The organism is Staphylococcus caledonicus, from assembly GCF_016238465.1.
Taxonomy (GTDB): Bacteria; Bacillota; Bacilli; order Staphylococcales; family Staphylococcaceae; genus Staphylococcus; species Staphylococcus caledonicus.
The window spans coordinates 692,322-710,797 of sequence record NZ_JABTXV010000001.1 but is presented as its reverse complement, the minus strand read 5'-3'; the positions used below and the strand labels follow the sequence as shown (position 1 = coordinate 710,797).

Below are 18,476 nucleotides of genomic sequence, written 5' to 3'. Positions count from 1 at the left end.
AGATAAACGTGTTTATTTATTTTGAATAATCTAGCATAAATAATAAGTTGAAAGTGTGAAAATCAAAATCCATTCAACCTGCTACTCATTGATTATTCAAATACTTACATATACATACCACCATTAACGTGAATTGTTTGACCAGTAATGTATTTAGCACGTTCTGAAGCTAAAAAGGCAACTGTGTTAGCAATATCTTTATCTTCGCCAAAACGTGATAAAGGAATTTGTTCTAACATTTGTGATTTTAAATCGTCATTTAATGCATCAGTCATATCAGAAACGATAAAACCAGGCGCTACTGCGTTAACAGTAATACCACGAGAAGCTAATTCACGTGCACTAGATTTTGTTAATCCTTCAATACCCGCTTTAGTAGCAACATAGTTAGCTTGGCCAGGGTTACCCATTGCGCCTACAATACTAGATAAATTGATGATTGAACCTCCACGTTGGCGTAACATTTGTGGTGTCGCTTTTTGAATACAGTTAAATGTACCTTTTAAGTTAGTATTGATAACATCGTCCCATTCTTGTTCTTTCATACGCATTAATAAATTATCGCGCGTAATACCCGCGTTATTAACAAGTACATCTAAAGAGCCAAATTGACTAACTACTTCTTTAATCATAGCTTTAACTTCATCACCATTGGCAACGTTAGCTTGAATTGCGAAGCTTTCTACACCTTTATCTTTAATTTCTGCAACTACCGCTTCAGCTTTCTCTTTGTTTCCTGCATAATTTACTGCAACATTAAAGCCATCTTCTGCTAATTGTAAAGCGATACTACGGCCGATTCCTCGTGAAGCGCCTGTTACTAGAGCATTTTTATTAGTCATTCTCATTCCATCCTTTCACATCGTCTAGAGTTTGAATTGATGTTAATTTGACATCGCGGTTGATTTTTTTGATTAAACCGGATAACACTTTGCCAGGACCAATTTCTATAAAGTGATCTACGCCTTGATCAATTAACCATTCTGTAGATTTGATAAATTGAACTGGTGAATAAAGTTGTTTAACCATATTTTGTTTGATCGTTGTGGCATCCGTTTCTCCTTGCGCATTCACGTTTTGGATAATTGGAAATTGTGCGTCATGCCATTCAAATTGATCAATATACGCTTCAAAGTCTTTTTCAATCACTTGCATCATTGATGAGTGGAAAGGTCCAGACACAGCCAATGGTAAAACACGTTTAGCGCCTAATGCTTTACCTTCTTCAGCTAACTTATCAATTAACGTTTTATGGCCAGAAACTACAATTTGTCCTGGACAGTTAATATTTGCAGGCTCAATTAATTCATCATCAGTAGATAAATCTTTACAAATTTTATCTACTTCTTCATAACTTAACCCTAAAACCGCTGCCATACTTCCTACACCATTTGGAAATGCTTGGGCCATTAATTGTCCACGTTTACGGACAATTTTCACTGCATTTTCAAACTTAAGCACGCCTGCAGCTACTAAACTAGAATATTCACCTAGACTGTGTCCCATAGTGTAATCGGCGTCTATATCTTTAAGCGCATTTAACAATGCCACACTATGTGTAAGCAATGCAGGTTGTGTGTTCTCTGTTTCTCCTAATTTGCCTTCACTATCAGTAAACATTGTTTCTAATAAATCAAAATCGACAGCTTCTTGTGCAGAATTTAGTATTGCAGTGGCTGCTGTTTCTTCATTATATAAATCATTCGCCATACCTACTTTTTGAGCACCTTGTCCTGGAAAAACAATTGCAGTTTTACCCATTTTCCTCACCAACCGTTTCTTTCATAATGTCGACTATTTTTTCTTCTCCTGCAACCTTAGCTTGTCGAATTGCAGAATAGAATGCACGTGCGTTCGAACTACCGTGAGCTTTAACGACCGTGCCGTTTAATCCTAATAATACTGAGCCACCGTATTCGGCATAGTCCATTTTTTTAGAGAATGTATTTAAATCTTTCTTCAACACTAAAGCAGCTATTTTATTTTTGAAACTACTTAATAACGTTTCTTTTAACATTTTACCAATTGATTTCGCTGTACCTTCGATATTTTTTAATATCATGTTACCAGTGTAACCATCTGTTACAACCACATCAGTTTGACCTTCCATTAGTGTTTTAGCTTCTATATTACCTTCGAAATTAAAACTATTATCTTCGCTTAATAGTGTATAGGCCTTTTTAGTTAATGTATTACCTTTGGCAGCTTCTGTACCAATATTGAGTAATGACACTTTCGGTTGTGCAATACCACGAATTTTTTGCGCATAAATATTACCCAATTGGGCATATTGTAACAAGTGTTCTGGTTTTGCATCTGCATTAGCGCCTACATCTAAAAAGACAAAGCCTTTACCATTAATGGTAGGGAGCGTTACCACAAGCGCCGGACGTGCCACGCCTTTAATACGGCCGACGATAAATAGGCCTGCCGACATTAAGGCACCCGTATTCCCTGCTGAAACACAACCATCTGCTTCACCATTCTTAACCGCTTCAGCCATACGTACCATTGAACTATCTTTCTTACGTTTAATTGCTCTAACCGGTTCATCTTCCATTTCGATTTTTTCAGAACAATGTCTAAATGTAATACGTTCGTGATTTAAAGTATATTGCTTTTCATCTCCGAAAAGAATAATTTCTAAATCTTTAAAATCGTTAACAGCTTTCTCGACAGCATCTAAAACAATACCTGGGGCGTCATCGCCACCCATCATATCTATAGCAATTTTAACCATTTATTCGATCCTCGCTTATATAAAACATTTTAAAAGTTCCTTTGAAAACTAATGTATCTTTTACAAATGAATTTACTTCAATAACGTAATGCTGCATGGTCTTATCTAAGACGGTTGCTTCTGCCCTTACAGTATCATGTAACTTCACTTTTTCAATAAATTCAATATTACTTTCTTGAGTTAACACAGTTGAATTATGTATTAGCGCTACGCATAATGAATTCGCTTGAGCAAACAACACATGACCACGTGCAATTTGTGTCTTCATAAAGACTGAATCTTCAGTGATATCGATGATAGATTGAGCCGATTTATTTGGTTCGACTTGAATCAAATCTCCAATCACTTCACTAGCTTCAAGTGCACGTATCTGCTCATAATTTTGTTCAGCTACTAATTTAATGCGCTTTCGCAATTCTGGGATATTAAGATTTGTACGATCTAATCTAATCGTTTGAATACTAACTTCAAACTTCTCACATAATTCACTATCTGTAATAAAGGGGTTTGAGTCGATTGCTTTTTGAATAGCTTGACGACGTTCAGTCTTCTTTAATTTAATGTTTAGCGCCCCCTTTACAAGTGAATTTAGTACCAAGTCTTAATCATTCCTCACATATCATAACACTTTCTATTTATAAAGCTCAACAAATATTATATATGCACTATAAGAAAGTTTAATTTTTCAAAAAAGAAATATGCGACTTAATCAAAGCTTACATGTAATAAATTCTCTTCTATAAAAGTACGCAAGTGTGCATAATCATCTGTAAAGAAAATACCCGATTGTATTAATTCCGCTGCTTCGTCACGCGCTACTTCTAACATTCGATAATCTTCAACGATATTTGCCACCATAAAATCAGGAAGACCACTTTGTTTTACGCCAAAGAAATCACCAGGACCACGCATCTCTAAATCACGTTCACTAAGTTCGAATCCATCTGTTGTTTGAGTCATAATTGTCATACGTTCAATCCCAGTTTCCGTTTTAGGAGAAGCAATTAACACACAATAACTTTGATGCTCACTTCGCCCAACACGACCTCGTAATTGATGTAACGTAGACAAACCGAAACGATCAGCATCATAAATCATCATAAATGTCGCATTAGGTACATTTACACCCACCTCTACTACAGTAGTAGATACTAAAATATCGATATCGTGTTGACTAAATCGGTTCATAACATCGTCTTTATCGCTAGCTTGCATTTTACCGTGTAATAGTCCCACACGTTCGTTACCATAATATTGTTGTAACGATTCATATAATGCTACAACATTCTGAACATCTTCTAAATGTTCCGAGCTTTCAATTAGCGGACAAATCACATAAGCTTGTCTGCCTTTCTTTAACTCAGAAGTCATTTGCGTTAGCACTTGTTCATATTGTTCATGCTTAGCCCAGTTCGTAATAATAGGTTTTCGTCCTTTAGGTAATTGTTTAATTGAAGAAACATCCATTTCTCCAAACACTGAAATCGCCAACGTTCTAGGTATAGGCGTTGCCGTCATAAATAAAACATTAGTCATTGCCCCTTTTTCTCTAAGCAATTGACGTTGGTTTACCCCAAAACGATGTTGTTCATCGGTAATCACTAACCCCACATTTTGAAAAGTAACATCATCTTGAATTAATGCGTGAGTCCCTATTAAACAATCGATAGTGCCATTTTCTAATTGTTCGAGTAAAACGCGTCGCTTTTTACCTTTTACCGAACCAGTTAGCAAGGCAACATTCATATAATCTCCAAACAAATTAGTCAAACTATTGGCATGTTGTTCAGCTAAGATTTCAGTTGGCACCATTAAGGCCGATTGATATCCTGCTGTCTTCAGCGCATACATACAAATTGCTGCGACAACTGTTTTACCAGAACCTACATCTCCTTGTAATAAACGATGCATTCTAACTGGTGCTTTCAAATCTCTAAAAATTTCATTAACGCTAGTCTTTTGGGCATCAGTTAATTCAAAAGGTAATGTATCACTAAAAGCTTTCACTTTTTGAATATCATAATTAATTTCGATAGCTTCGTCGGAAGTCTTCTCTAATCGGTTAAGCCATTGCATGCGAAGTTCAAACATAAATAATTCTGTGAACGCATATGTACGACGGGCACGCATTAAGTCTTGTTTATCCTTTGGTTGATGTAGCGTTTTAATTGTCGAGTCTAATGATTCAAGTTTATACTTTTCTCTTAAATCATCAGTCAACCACTCGTGAATAGTTACATCATTGAGTGTTTGATGAATCATGTCTCGCATCTGCTTTTGTTTAATACCTTCTTTAATACGATACACAGGTTCTAACTTAACTTCATCAGTATCTTGAGTTTGGTCATTAAAAAACATGCGATTTCCATTAATTTCCTGTTTAGCACGATTCCATTTACCTTTTACTGTCACCATTTCGTGAAGTTCTATTTTCTTTTTTAAGTATGGTTGGTTAAAGAATGTACATTTTACTGCAATATTATCTACCATGAGATGTACTGTTAATTTAGATTTATTTCTTCCAAAAAAGGCAACAGTAGGCACTGCATATACTTGACCTCTTACTGTGACCACAGATTGGTCTTCAGCAATATTTAAATCAACAACTGTATTATCTTCATATCGCGTTGGCAAGTATAATACTAAATCTTCAACGGTATGTATATTTAATTCTTGTAATAACGCAATTCTTTTTGGTCCGAGTCCCTTAATATTTTGAAGCGGATATGGACTTTCAACTAAATTGACCTTAGACATAGTTTCCTCACCTAATATTTATAATCTTAGTATCTATTTTATCATGTATAGCTCAATTAATTGATTAGTAAAGCTTTTCAACAATAATTAATTGAAGTAACTAGGTTTAATTCATTATTCGTATAATTTTTATTCTAATTTGAACTTCTTTTAAAGGATACATTATATATAAAAATAAACCCGAACTTTAATAAAGTCAGGTTTGTTTATCATAAAGTACAATATTTAATTTTATTTACTCAACTCACATGCCCATCCATCTTTATCACGGTCTTGAGTGGCGCGGTAAGCTGGATGATTTTTAGAAACACCATTAGGATATTTCTTTCTCATTAAATCACAATTTTTAAAGTATTCTTTTTTGGCAGGTTTAGCAGTATTAGTTTTAGGTTTTGTTACTTTTGGTTTTGGTTTAGAAACTTTAGTTGATGAAGCTTTTGCACTAGTTGTAGCTTTGGCAGTTTTATTAGCTTTTTGAGTACTCCAAATATTTAATTTTTGAGCTTGTGCTTTAGATTGGCTAGCTAATAATGTTTGTTGATATGTATTATTTGGCGGGTAAACATATGCTACTTTAGCTAATCCTTGTCTTACAACTGCTTCATTGACCATTCTTCCATCAGCATAAACATATGCTAAAAAACGACCATATTTATCTGTTCGTTGTCCACGGTCGAATTGAACTTGTACTGTACGCGCATTAGCCATCATAGATGTAGTGAATCGACTTGCTTCAGGGCCATATTTTTGAACTGGTTTACGTGGATCTTTTGTTTCCGGTGTATCGATAAGTAATAACCTAAAAGTCGATTTTTTACCTTTATATAATAACTGAACAGTATCACCATCCACGCCTCTAATAAATTTTGCTGGTTCTTTTTTCAAAGTGCCTGTTTTTGCTTCTACTATATCATTACCGTAGATTAAATTGATCCCGAGCCCAAGTAGTATCACACTGCTTAATGCAATCATAACTTTTTTGTTTTTTAATGTTACTAATAAAACACTAATTAACGCTATAATACCAATTACTAATAATACATTTTCCATTTAGTTTCTCCTTTAGCTTTAATACTTTTATTTTATACTAATTTCAATGAATATTACTATAATTTTTTGTAAATATTTGTTTTTTAGTAATTAATATTATTAATTCAATTCGTATTTTCAAAATATTTCAGTACGCGTAATTTTAAAATTATATTATCATGCTCTACAAACATATTAAAAAAGCCCTTAAATGATTATAAAAAAACCATTTAAGGGTAATACGATTGAAATCGAAGTGTTTACCGATTTCTCAAAATCAAATATTATTATCTTATTTTTTTATTCTACAGCAAATAGATATTGGTAAATCGGTTGGCCACCATTGTGTTCTTCAACCTCTAACTCAGGATATTCTGATTCTATCCACTCAATTAGTTTGTCTGAAACATCTGGATTAGCATCTTCACCTGCAAAAATTGTTAATATTTCACTATCTTCGGATAATAACTCTTTTAATAAGCCTGTGATAGTTGTAAATTCATCATTATTACTTGTGACGATTTTACTTTCTGCTAAGCCCATGAATTGACCTTTTTTAATTTCTACACCATCAATCTTAGTATCTCTAACTGCAAAAGTAACAGAACCTGATTTTACAGAATCTAAAGCAGTCGTCATATGAGATTTATTCTCCGCAAGTGACGAAGATGGATCATATTGGAATAATGCAGCAATACCTTGAGGGATTGACGTCGTTGGTATCACTTCTGTCTCTGCCTCAACTAAATCAGCTGCTTGGTCACTAGACATTCTTATGTTTTTATTATTAGGCAAGATGATTGCACGTTGACATTGTGACTGTTCAATGACTTTAACAATATCTTCAGTTGAAGGATTCATTGTTTGTCCACCGCTAATAATATGAGTTGCTCCCATAGAAGTGAACAATTCAGAAATGCCTTCTCCCATTGAAATAGCAATAATCGCAGTTTCTACCGTTTTAGATTGACTATCGTCTTCTTTATGTTGATTTCGTTGTTCTTTACGAATAACTTCACGGTGCTGTTCACGCATATTTTCAGCTTTTACTTTAATTAATTCGCCATATTGTTGGCCATAATTAAATACATCTCCAGGTGTTTCAGTATGCACGTGAACTTTTACGATTTCATCATCATTAATAACTAATAATGAGTCACCGAATTGACTCATGTCATTTCTAAATTCTTGCTCAGAAAATTCTTTTTTATCTTTACCAAAACGGACCATCATTTCAGTACAATAACCAAATTTAATATCTTCAGTGTTAATCACACCATGAAAATCATGTGATTCATGTACTAATTCTTCAGTATCAAGTTTCTCTTTTGTTGCTTCAACAGTTTCTCCGTTTAGACCTTTTAAGAAACCTTCATATACACATAACAATCCTTTACCACCACTATCAACAACGCCAACTTCTTTTAGCACTGCTAATAGGTTTGGTGTGTTCTCTAGTGATTTCTCAGCTTCAGCAATTGTATGTTCCATAATTGCAACACAGTCATCTGTTTCTTCTGCTTTTGTCATTGCCGCATTTGCCGCATCTTTAGCTACAGTTAAAATAGTTCCTTCAACTGGCTTCATTACAGCTTTATATGCAGTATCTACGCCAGCTTGGAAACTACTAGCTAATTGTTGTGCATTAATTTCATCTTGATCTTCAATATTTTTACAGAATCCTCTAAATAATTGAGATAAGATTACACCTGAATTTCCACGCGCACCCATTAATAGTCCTTTAGAGAAGGTTTTACCTAACTCGCCTATACTTTGAGATAGGTTATTTTCAACTTCTTCACGTCCAGAAGTGATTGTTAAATTCATATTTGTCCCAGTGTCACCGTCTGGCACTGGATATACATTGAGTGAATCAACTAAATCTGCATTATTTGATAAATTTTGTGCCCCTTGTATAATCATATCGGCAAATAATTTACCATTAATTTTGCTAATCATCGTGCTACGTCCTCCTATGCCTTCTTGCCCTTATTATTAAGTCTTACACCTTGTACAAAAATATTAATCGAATTAACTTTTAAATTAAGTGAAGTTTCTAATGTATATTTAACTGATGATTGTACATTGTTAGCTACTTCTGATATTTTCACACCATAGCTTACAATAATATACATATCTATATCAATAACACCATCATTTTCATTTACTACTATACCTTTAGCATAATTTTCATGTCCCAATATTTCGGCTATTCCATCTCTTACTTGTTGTCTGGATGCCATGCCTACTATGCCATAACTTTCAACAGCTTTACTGCCTACTACTGACGCAATGACTTCATTTGAAATATCAATTTTGCCATAGTCAGTTGAGATTTCTATTGTCATTTTCATATTCCTCCTGAATGATGTTTTAATGACGAAACGAGAAAGAAATTAATTGTTTTCTTGAAGATAACCAAATCTCCCATAAATATTTCATAATAATATTATTAAATATATTACAAAACTCCTCAGCTTACAATTATACCATATATTATGGGTTTCGAAACATTTTAAAATAATTTACATTTTATTTCATTGATTTAAAAATTTAGATATGGTATCTTATTAAAGTATATAAGTAGTCAAGTGTATTTATATTTATTAAAGGAGGTACTTTGATGGGTAAAGAATGTTTCGTAACAGGTCGTAAAGCTTCGACTGGTAATAATCGTTCACACGCTTTAAATGCGAACAAACGCAGATTTAATGCTAACCTTCAAAAAGTTAGAATTTTAGTTGACGGAAAACCTAAAAAAGTTTGGGTTTCTGCTCGTGCTTTAAAATCTGGTAAAGTTACTAGAGTTTAATAAATATAATGCACTAAAAAATGCCTTCATATGTGGTGAAGGCATTTTTTATGTCTAAATTTCTTAAAGATCTTTACTTTTCATTTGTAGCACTTGGCCTTCTTCAAGATTAATCGTTGCTATTTCTTCTTCAACTTCATTAGAAATTGTAAGTGTCGAACCAATTTCTAAATGTTGATGGTCAAGATTATATTTAAAGCCAGATAAAGATATAGTAGCCTCTCCATTGACTGGAATAAATGATACATAGTTATAAAAAGATGATTTAGAAATCTGATACTGCCCTGTATTTAATAATTGAATTTCATTTTGTCTATCTATCACTATGATATTCACTTTTTTTTCAACATATAGTGGCTTTTGGAGTATTTGTAACATCCCCATGAAATGATCCAGTCTTCCACCTGTTGCACCGTAAATATTTATTTCTGTATAACCTTTATTTACAGCTTCTTCCACACCTAAAGCTAAATCTGTGTCGTCCTTTTCAGCTTTAACAGGATGAATATTTAAAGCTTGCTTTAAATGTTCACGCTCTTCATCCGTTACTGAATCAAAATCTCCTACCGTATACACAGGGATAATATCGTGATGAGTCAGGATAAGCGTTCCTCTATCAATCCCTCCCCAATGGGCGTGCTTTTCTTTTTCAAAAATATGGGGAGGCAAATTACTTTCACTACACAATAAATTAATCTTCATAGCTCATCAGCCTTTAAATGTTGTGTAACCTTTTTATAGTCTTCGTGATTAAAGAAATAAGAGCCTGTTACAAACATAGTCGCTCCATTTTCCGCACATAAATCAATAGTTTTATCATTAATGCCACCATCAACTTCAATATCAAATTGTAGATTTAATGACTGCTTCAAATCACGCAATACTTTAACCTTTGAGGCACAAGCTTCGATAAATGTTTGACCACTAAAGCCAGGGTTAACTGTCATAACTAGAACATAATCCACGATTTCTAATACTGGCATAATTGCTTCGACTGACGTACCTGGGTTAATTACTACGCCAGCTTTTTTATTAGCATTTTTAATCATTTGAAGTGCTCTATGAATATGAGGTGTGGCTTCAACATGTACGGAAATCATATCTGCTCCATGTTCAGCAAAAGTTTCAATATAGCTCTCAGGATTGTCAATCATTAGATGTACATCAATCGGTAACTTGGTAGCTGAACGTACAGCATCGAGTATAGGCAAGCCAATTGAAATATTTGGTACATATTGACCATCCATAACGTCAAAATGCAATCCATCTACTCCTGCATTTTCTAATGCGACAATTTCTTCTTTTAAATTTAAAAAATCAGCTGATAGCAGTGAAGGATAAATTTTCTTCATTAATATCTTACCTTTCTATTTGAAATTTCATTATATAATTGAAGGTAGTGATCATAGCGAAATTGTGCTAGATGTCCTTCTTCTAGTTGTTGTTTTACGTTGCATTTAGGTTCTTTGATATGATTGCAATTTCTAAATTTACATTCTTCGCCGAATGAATCAATATCAATGAAATAGTGCTTTATTTCATCTTTTTCAATATGTTCAAAATCTAATGCACTAAAACCGGGTGTATCGGCGATAAAACCATCTTCTCTTTCGAACAACTCTACATGACGTGTTGTATGTTTACCACGGTTAAGTGATTTTGAAATATCATTTGTTTCAAGATTCAATTCAGGTTTTAAAGCATTGATAAATGTCGATTTACCTACTCCTGATTGTCCACTCAACACTACTAAACCTTTAGGCAAGGAATTAATAATAGTTTGTTTGTCCGTATCTTTATGAATGAAGTGTGTGGTATAACCAATTTTTTCATATATCTTTAATAACTCGTTAATATGTTGAATTTCTGATTCAGATGCCAAATCTTTTTTTGTCACTAAGATACTTGGAGCTAACTTATAAGAATGTGCAATCACTAAAAATCGATCTAATAGTTGAGTAGAAAAGTCTGGCTCTACTGCGCTCATTACGATAACTAAACCGTCAATATTACTTACAGGCGGACGTTTTAACGCGTTGCGACGTTCATGAACATGATGGATATAGCCTTCGTTTATATTTTGAATTTCAAAATCAACGATGTCTCCAACGATGGGTGAAAATTTCTTTTTACGGAAAAGTCCACGAGGTTTAGTATTATATAATGTTCCATCAACGTCGACTTGATAAACCCCACTAATTAATTTGATGATACGTCCAGTTTCCAAAGCGACACCTCTCATTTACTATTTATATCTAAATATTATAGCAAATCATTTATAAATATTATATGTTCAAGCATGATAGTATTACTTGATTAGGAAAATAGCATTTATTAAGTTTACATAATAATTTTATAGTAGTTAAATATACAAAATAAACTCCTTCATTTCTATACGTAATATGTATAGATTGAAGGAGTTTATCTCTCATTAATAGGTGATGTCTTTATCTGCTATAACATCGCCATCTACTCTAATAGTATAACCTGCGTCAGAACCTTCTTTAATTTTTAAAGGAATTGTAATTGTCTTATCTTTATTTATACTATATGTTTGTTTCGCATTAGACCCACTGTTATCTTTATCTCTAACATATACTTCGACTTTTTGACTGTCATCATCGTCTCCTGTGTATGGTATGTGATATGTTTCAGTGTAGTTTTTTACGTCCGACTTGCTGTCAGAATCATCCTTTTTCTCTTTAGCACTGTCTGAAGTTGATTTATCTTTCGCTTTATCATCTTTTTTAGCATCTGCTTTCTCTTCTTCACCTTTAGATACAGTTAATTGTATAGTGCTTCCTTCTTCAACTTCTGTATTTTTTGGACTTTGAGAAATAATCATATCCTTTTTCACGCTACTACTTGTTTCAGTGGTAACTTGAACTTTTAGATTATTTTTTTCTAGTTCTTTTTTCGCAGATTTATAATTTTTATTTTCATAATCTTTTACGTAAACTTTTTTAACGCCTAAAGATTCAACTAAGGTAATTTGATGACCATTAATTTCAACATCATTATCTGGGTTTACGCTTTGTTGCGCAATTAATCCCTTAGGAAATTCGTTATTATATTCCTGTTTAACCGTAACATTTTTAAGCTTTAATTCTTTTAATTTATCAATGGCATCTGCTTTTTTCATGCCTATAACATTTGGCATTTTAGCACGTTCCGGTCCTTTAGATAGCACAATATCTATCTTTTCATGTTGATTGACACGTTCACCAGAATTAGGTGTTGTTTTTATAATTTTATTTTCTGGATAATCATCACTGTAATCTCTAGAAATTTTGCCAATTTCTAAATTTGATTTATGCAATGTTTTCCCAGCTTCTTTTTCAGTTTTACCTTTTAAGTCGGGCATTTCAGCATATTTACTACCAAACATTCCTAATGCAATAAAACCAAATAGACTAGCTATTAATAATATCAGAATAAAACCAATTGCAAACTTTTTCTTTTTTGAACGTTTTTTCTTTGGCGTTTCATAAATCGGTCCTTCAGCGGTTTGGAATTTATGTTCATTCACAATTGGTATTTGCATTGTTTGTGAAATATCTTTTTTATCATGCTCTTTTTTGATTTTATTTTTAATTTCATTCTTGTCTATTGAAACTGTATTTGTTTCATCACGTTCTAGTGAATGTTTCTCTTCATTCGCTCTACTAGAAACAAGCACACTACTTAAATCTTCTCTCATTTCTTTAACGCTTTGATAACGATCACTAGGATCCTTTTCAGTCGATTTTAAAATCACATTACTCAATGACTGAGGGATTTCTGAGCGTATATCAGTTACATTAGGGATTGCGTCTTGTATATGTTTAATCGCTATACTAACTGCAGTTTCACCAGTAAATGGCGGCTTACCTACTAGCATTTCATATAGCACAATACCTATAGAGTAAATATCAGTCGTTTCGTTAGTCGCTTCACCTTTAGCCTGTTCAGGCGATAAATATTGAACGGTGCCAAGTACATGATTTGTTTGCGTCATAGATGTTTCACTTAACGCTTTCGCAATACCAAAATCAAAAATTTTCAAAGTTTTATTTTTATCAATCAATATATTCTGTGGTTTGATATCTCTATGAATAATTAATTTCTCATGAGCCTGTTGTACCCCTTTTAAAATTTGTTCAGTAAAAGCGATAGCAGTGTCTACATTTAATGGGCCATGACTATGTATATATTCTGAAAGCGTAGGGCCATCAATATATTCCATTATAAGAAAGAAACAATCGTCATCTTCTTGAACGTCATATACGCCTACAATATTTTCATGTGAAAGTTGCGTAGCGTTATTAACTTCACGTTCAAAACGCTTCATCGTTTCTTCTTTCTCATCTTGAGGAATTGAAATTGCTTTAATAGCTACTTTACGATTTAAAATAGTATCTTCGGCAAGATAAACAGTGCTCATACCACCGCCACCAAGTTTATCTAACACCTTATAGCGATCACTAATTAACTTTCCAATCATACACTATCACCCTCAATAGATGCTAATAGCACACTAATATTATCTTTAGACTTATGGTGTAGTGCTAACTGAATTAATTGTTCTCCATGTTCTTCTAAAGTAAGCGATTCATTTAACGCTTCTTTAATACGATTATCTCTGATGTAATCTGTAAGACCATCAGAATTTAATAAGATGTAGTTATAATAACCAATGCGCTTAGTAAAGACATCTGGACTAACCCGTTTGTCAGTTCCCATAACTTTTGTAATTATATTTCGTTGTGGGTGATTAAACGCTTCTTCTTCAGTAATTTGCCCCATCATAATCAAGTGATTTACGAACGAATGATCATGCGTTACTTGTTCTATTTCTCTAGAATTAATGACATACGCTCTAGAATCACCAATATTAGCGACCACTATTTTTTTATCGAATACGAGAGCACAGACACAGGTAGTGCCCATGCCTCGATATTCTGAATTGTCTTGAGCATATTCGAACAACTCACGGTTAATTTCTTTTAAATTAAAACGCAACCAAGTTTCGGCTTGTTCAAACTCGATAAAGTTCTCCTCTTCAAAACGTTTTTGAAGTTCGTTAGTAACAAACTGACTTGCAATTTCCCCCGCTTTATGACCGCCCATACCATCGCATAATACTAATAATTGTTGGTTAGTTTGGTTATAAAAAATACCTCCTGCATCCTCATTTTTTTCTCTATGTTGTCCAGTATCTGTGAAAAATTGTGCGTTTAGCATTATGATTACCTCGTTTCTACTTGTCGTTCCTTAGCTCTTAATTGTCCACATGCTGCATCAATATCTGATCCTTGTTCACGTCTTATTGTAGCATTGATTCCTAATTTCTTAAGTTCTTTTTCAAATTTAAAAATATCATCTTTCGGTGTTTTAACGTAATTACGTTCTGGAACATGGTTAACTGGAATAAGGTTAACATGACAATTTAAATCTTTAATGAGATGTGCTAAGTCACGTGCATGTTCTAGTTGATCGTTAACACCGCCGAATAGGCCGTATTCAAATGTCACACGTCGATTTGTCTTTTCTTGATAGTATTTAATAGCTTCCATTAATTTATCTACATGATATGCTCGGTTAATAGGCATTAATTTAGAACGAATATCATCTTTAGCGGCATGTAAACTAACCGCAAAGTTGATTTGAATATCTTCTTCAGCAAAATCATAAATACGTGGGATAATACCTGATGTTGAAACCGTAATATGACGAGCACCAATATTTAAACTATTGTCATCATTAACTATACGTAAGAAATCCATCATTTCATCGTAGTTTTCAAATGGTTCACCAATACCCATGATTACAATTTGTGATACACGTTCGTCCGTTGCGTCTAGCGCTTTTTGAACAGTAAGAACTTGAGATACAATTTCTCCCGCTTCTAAATTACGTTTTAGTCCACCTAATGTAGAGGCACAAAATGTACAACCAATTCGGCATCCTACTTGAGTAGTTACACATACTGAATTTCCGTATTCATGGCGCATAAGAACCGTTTCAATTGTATAGCCATCTTGTAATTCAAACAGGAATTTAATTGTCCCATCTTTACTTTCTTGCTTTACAACTGTAGTTAATGTTGTCATTGCGAAATTATCTTTTAAAACTTGACGTAACTCTTTTGATAAATTAGTCATTTCGTCAATACTATCTACACGTTTTTGATATAACCATTCAAAGATTTGCTTCGCTCTGAATTTCTGTTGGCCGTGTTCTACTAACCATTCTTGCATCTCATCAAATCTTAAAGAATAAATAGATTGCTTTTCAAAATTGGGCAAGAACTTGTTTTTCTTTTTCTTTTCAGCAGTTATCATCTTAACTTTCCTTTCTCTTTACTTTAGTTATGAAAAAGCCGTCCGAATTAAAATCTTGGGGTAAAATTTGTATTGTTTTAACTTTTTCACCTGTAACAGGGTGAATCATCGGTTCAAATTCAAAGTCTTTATTATTTTTTAAAAATGTATAAATAACATTATCGTTTTCAAGTTGTTCTATAGTACACGTTGAATATATTAACGTTCCACCTGGTTTTAAATTATCTTTTACATTGTCTAATATGCGCAATTGCAATTCAACTAAGTCTTGAATATCTTGTGGTGTTTGAACATATTTAATTTCAGGTTTATGACGCAATACGCCTAGACCACTACATGGCGCATCAACTAATATTTTATCGTACATGTCTTTATACGGTGTTGTAGCATCATGATCATACGCTTTAATATTATTCAGTCTTAACTTTTTAATGTTTTCTTTAATTAAACCAATTTTATGTTTATGAACATCTGTTGCATCCACGTGTCCACTCGGCGATAATAATTCAGCTATATGACAAACCTTACCACCAGGGGCACTACAAGCGTCTAGCACGATATCGTTATCTTCCACATCCATTAGATAACCTACAAACATAGAGCTTTTATCTTGGATTGAAATGAGTCCCTCGTTAAAAGCGTGTGATTCAATAATAGGTTTCCCTTTTAAATGTAAACAATAAGGAATGATATCATCAATTTCGACTTGATATTCTTCTTCAATTAAAGCATTCACTACTTTATCCACGCTACTTTGACTTGTATTAACACGTACAGTACTTGCTGTTTTAGTAAAGAATGCAGTTGCTATTTCACGTGTTGTTTCTACACCGTAGTGAGTAATCCAATGTTCAATAATCCATTTAGGTATACTATACTCTACCGACATGCGTTGCTTTTCATTTTTAATCGAGTCAATTTGTGGTAATTCACTTCTGAAAATAGTTCTTAATACACCATTAACTATATTGCCATTATGAGGTCCGCCACGATGTTTTGCAATTTCCACCGCTTCATTTATGATAGCGTGATTTGGTACCTTGTCTAAATAAATATATTGATAAAGACTCATCCATAATAATTGACGAACCCAACCTTTAATTTTGGTTTTAATAAATGGTTTGAGATAAAAATCGAGCGTTAGTTTACGCTTTACAGTTCCATATACTAATTCGGTATAAAGTGGTTTATCAATATCAGAAATCTCATTTTCATTAATTACTTCGTTAATTCTTAAATTACTATAGGCATAATCATTGAAAATATCTTGTATTGTTTGAAATGCTAATTCTCTTACTGTTTGTGTCATATTAATTTTTTCCCTACTAGCGATTCTTGAACACCGCTTAAATAATTAGCAGCAAGCATGCGCTTTTTCCCTGCTAGTTGAATATCTGTTAAGGCTACAGCATCGTTCGAACCTGTTGCTACGATGATAGCTTTTTTAGTTGTTTCAATGATTTGGCCTGCATCGCCTTGTTTATCGTTTACTATATGAGAAGCATATAATTTTAAATTCGTTTCATCCATTGTAGTATAAGCTACAGGCCATGGCGATAATCCTCGAATGTGATCGTGAATTTCTTGTGCACTTTTAGTCCAATCAATGCGTTCATCTTCTCTGCTAATATTTGAAGCAAAGGTAGCCTGAGCGTTATCTTGAGGGATACTTTCATTTGTTCCTTCTAAAATAGACGGTAATGTTTCTTTTAGTAAATCCGCGCCTAAGAAACTAAGCTTATCATGCATTGATTCAACGTTGTCATTCTCTTCAATCGCTATTGATTTTTGTGAAATAATATTGCCGGCATCTAATTTTTTTACCATGTACATAATTGTCACGCCTGTTTCTTTCTCACCATCAATAATAGCTTGATGTATTGGCGCCCCACCACGATATTTAGGTAGCAATGATGCATGAACATTAATTGCACCTAACTTAGGTAATGTTAGTAACTTCTCTGGTAATAGTTGACCGAATGCTGCAGTAATAATTAAATCAGGTTCTAAAGTTAGCAATTCATCCAACTCTGTAGAATCTTTTAAGTTTTCTGGTTGATATATAGGCAAATGATGTTCTTGAGCCACACGTTTAACTGGTGGCGGTGTGAGTACACGCTTACGTCCAACTGGTCTATCAGGTTGTGTGACCACTGCTATAACCTCATGCTCAGCTATTAACATTTCTAATATTTTAGTTGAAAAGTCTGGTGTCCCCATAAATATTACTTTACTCATTGTCAAAATACGCCTCCATCTCTTCATCTGTTAGTATACGCTTCGCGCGCTCAGTAAACACTACGCCGTTTAATTGATCAATGATATGTAACAACATACGGGCTACATCATCATAGGCAGTTAATTCGATAGTATTACCTTCTAGATCATTGCCTTCTACTACAATCATCTTACTACGTTCAACCTCACCGAATACACCCGGAAGATTTACAGACCCTTCTAAATCTAGAATCTTTTCATCTGATTCTGATTTAACTTTAGGATTAATAAGTTGTAATAGACCTTCTAATTCCATATCTATCATGGCTACTTGTTTACTAATGCCTATTTGAGGCGCGCTCAATGCAGAAGCTTCTTCAGCATACAGTGTATCTTCGATATCTAATAACAAATCTTTTAATGTTGCATCAAATTGAGTAACAGGTTGTGCTTGTTTTGTTAATACAGGATGCGTAGACTGGACTAATTTTTGTATCGCCATTTTATATGCTCCTCCTGAAAAAATTCATCATATAATTATAACTTAATTCAAATTGAATTGCGACCTTAGTCTGAAATTTGTACTACTCGACCTTTA

18 protein-coding genes are annotated in these 18,476 nt (G+C 33.6%); 1 reads left to right on the top strand and 17 read right to left on the bottom strand.

Translation table 11 applies throughout. The features are described 5' to 3' along the window. Positions 1–104 precede the first annotated feature (104 nt). The 8 genes from fabG to HS848_RS03640 form a co-directional block, all read right to left on the bottom strand. The gene (fabG, locus tag HS848_RS03675) at positions 105–848 is read right to left on the bottom strand and encodes a 3-oxoacyl-[acyl-carrier-protein] reductase (RefSeq protein ID WP_198611304.1); all 744 of its coding nucleotides are present in this window, start codon (positions 846–848) and stop codon (positions 105–107) included. After that, complete coding sequence (gene fabD / locus HS848_RS03670) at positions 835–1,761, bottom strand: ACP S-malonyltransferase (protein WP_198611303.1); 927 nt, start codon at positions 1,759–1,761, stop codon at positions 835–837. The genes fabG and fabD overlap by 14 nt, the downstream gene beginning before the upstream one ends. After that, complete coding sequence (gene plsX, locus HS848_RS03665; protein ID WP_198611302.1) at positions 1,754–2,740, bottom strand: phosphate acyltransferase PlsX; 987 nt, start codon at positions 2,738–2,740, stop codon at positions 1,754–1,756. Before plsX ends, fabD begins: the two co-directional genes overlap by 8 nt. Continuing rightward, on the bottom strand, positions 2,733–3,302 hold the full coding sequence (gene fapR, locus HS848_RS03660; RefSeq protein ID WP_107507646.1) for a transcription factor FapR: 570 nt from the start codon (positions 3,300–3,302) through the stop codon (positions 2,733–2,735). The genes plsX and fapR overlap by 8 nt, the downstream gene beginning before the upstream one ends. 143 nt (positions 3,303–3,445) lie before the next feature. Beyond that, entirely contained in the window at positions 3,446–5,497 is a 2,052-nt protein-coding gene (gene recG, locus HS848_RS03655; RefSeq protein WP_198611301.1) for an ATP-dependent DNA helicase RecG, read from the bottom strand. Between the two features lie 231 nt (positions 5,498–5,728). Continuing rightward, a complete protein-coding gene (locus tag HS848_RS03650; protein ID WP_198611300.1) occupies positions 5,729–6,547 on the bottom strand; it encodes a thermonuclease family protein in 819 nt (272 codons plus the stop codon). Between the two features lie 279 nt (positions 6,548–6,826). Next, positions 6,827–8,485, bottom strand: coding sequence for a fatty acid kinase catalytic subunit FakA (fakA, locus tag HS848_RS03645; RefSeq protein ID WP_198611299.1), 1,659 nt, complete (start codon positions 8,483–8,485; stop codon positions 6,827–6,829). A 14-nt stretch (positions 8,486–8,499) separates the two neighbouring features. Beyond that, complete coding sequence (locus HS848_RS03640) at positions 8,500–8,874, bottom strand: Asp23/Gls24 family envelope stress response protein (protein WP_198611298.1); 375 nt, start codon at positions 8,872–8,874, stop codon at positions 8,500–8,502. A gap of 275 nt (positions 8,875–9,149) precedes the next feature. Here HS848_RS03640 and rpmB point away from each other — a divergent pair, with 275 nt between their 5' ends. Further along, on the top strand, positions 9,150–9,338 hold the full coding sequence (gene rpmB / locus HS848_RS03635) for a 50S ribosomal protein L28 (RefSeq protein WP_103167295.1): 189 nt from the start codon (positions 9,150–9,152) through the stop codon (positions 9,336–9,338). Positions 9,339–9,401: 63 nt separating this feature from the next. Here rpmB and HS848_RS03630 read toward each other — a convergent pair whose 3' ends face one another. The 9 genes from HS848_RS03630 to HS848_RS03590 all read right to left on the bottom strand — a co-directional run bounded on the left by HS848_RS03630 (position 9,402) and on the right by HS848_RS03590 (position 18,380). Continuing rightward, positions 9,402–10,040: a thiamine diphosphokinase gene (locus HS848_RS03630; RefSeq protein WP_198611297.1), complete on the bottom strand. Its 639-nt coding sequence runs from the start codon at positions 10,038–10,040 to the stop codon at positions 9,402–9,404. Next, positions 10,037–10,690, bottom strand: coding sequence for a ribulose-phosphate 3-epimerase (gene rpe / locus HS848_RS03625; protein ID WP_198611296.1), 654 nt, complete (start codon positions 10,688–10,690; stop codon positions 10,037–10,039). The genes HS848_RS03630 and rpe overlap by 4 nt, the downstream gene beginning before the upstream one ends. Continuing rightward, positions 10,690–11,565: a ribosome small subunit-dependent GTPase A gene (gene rsgA, locus HS848_RS03620; RefSeq protein WP_107507864.1), complete on the bottom strand. Its 876-nt coding sequence runs from the start codon at positions 11,563–11,565 to the stop codon at positions 10,690–10,692. Before rsgA ends, rpe begins: the two co-directional genes overlap by 1 nt. A gap of 204 nt (positions 11,566–11,769) precedes the next feature. Continuing rightward, complete coding sequence (pknB, locus tag HS848_RS03615; RefSeq protein ID WP_198611295.1) at positions 11,770–13,821, bottom strand: Stk1 family PASTA domain-containing Ser/Thr kinase; 2,052 nt, start codon at positions 13,819–13,821, stop codon at positions 11,770–11,772. Then, positions 13,818–14,561: a Stp1/IreP family PP2C-type Ser/Thr phosphatase gene (locus HS848_RS03610; protein ID WP_198611294.1), complete on the bottom strand. Its 744-nt coding sequence runs from the start codon at positions 14,559–14,561 to the stop codon at positions 13,818–13,820. The genes pknB and HS848_RS03610 overlap by 4 nt, the downstream gene beginning before the upstream one ends. Positions 14,562–14,566: 5 nt before the next feature. Next, the gene (rlmN, locus tag HS848_RS03605) at positions 14,567–15,661 is read right to left on the bottom strand and encodes a 23S rRNA (adenine(2503)-C(2))-methyltransferase RlmN (RefSeq protein WP_198611293.1); all 1,095 of its coding nucleotides are present in this window, start codon (positions 15,659–15,661) and stop codon (positions 14,567–14,569) included. Position 15,662: 1 nt separating this feature from the next. Next, on the bottom strand, positions 15,663–16,970 hold the full coding sequence (gene rsmB, locus HS848_RS03600; protein ID WP_198611292.1) for a 16S rRNA (cytosine(967)-C(5))-methyltransferase RsmB: 1,308 nt from the start codon (positions 16,968–16,970) through the stop codon (positions 15,663–15,665). Then, the gene (gene fmt / locus HS848_RS03595) at positions 16,967–17,899 is read right to left on the bottom strand and encodes a methionyl-tRNA formyltransferase (RefSeq protein WP_198611291.1); all 933 of its coding nucleotides are present in this window, start codon (positions 17,897–17,899) and stop codon (positions 16,967–16,969) included. The genes rsmB and fmt overlap by 4 nt, the downstream gene beginning before the upstream one ends. After that, on the bottom strand, positions 17,892–18,380 hold the full coding sequence (locus tag HS848_RS03590) for a peptide deformylase (RefSeq protein ID WP_107507870.1): 489 nt from the start codon (positions 18,378–18,380) through the stop codon (positions 17,892–17,894). Before HS848_RS03590 ends, fmt begins: the two co-directional genes overlap by 8 nt. Positions 18,381–18,476: the final 96 nt, after the last annotated feature.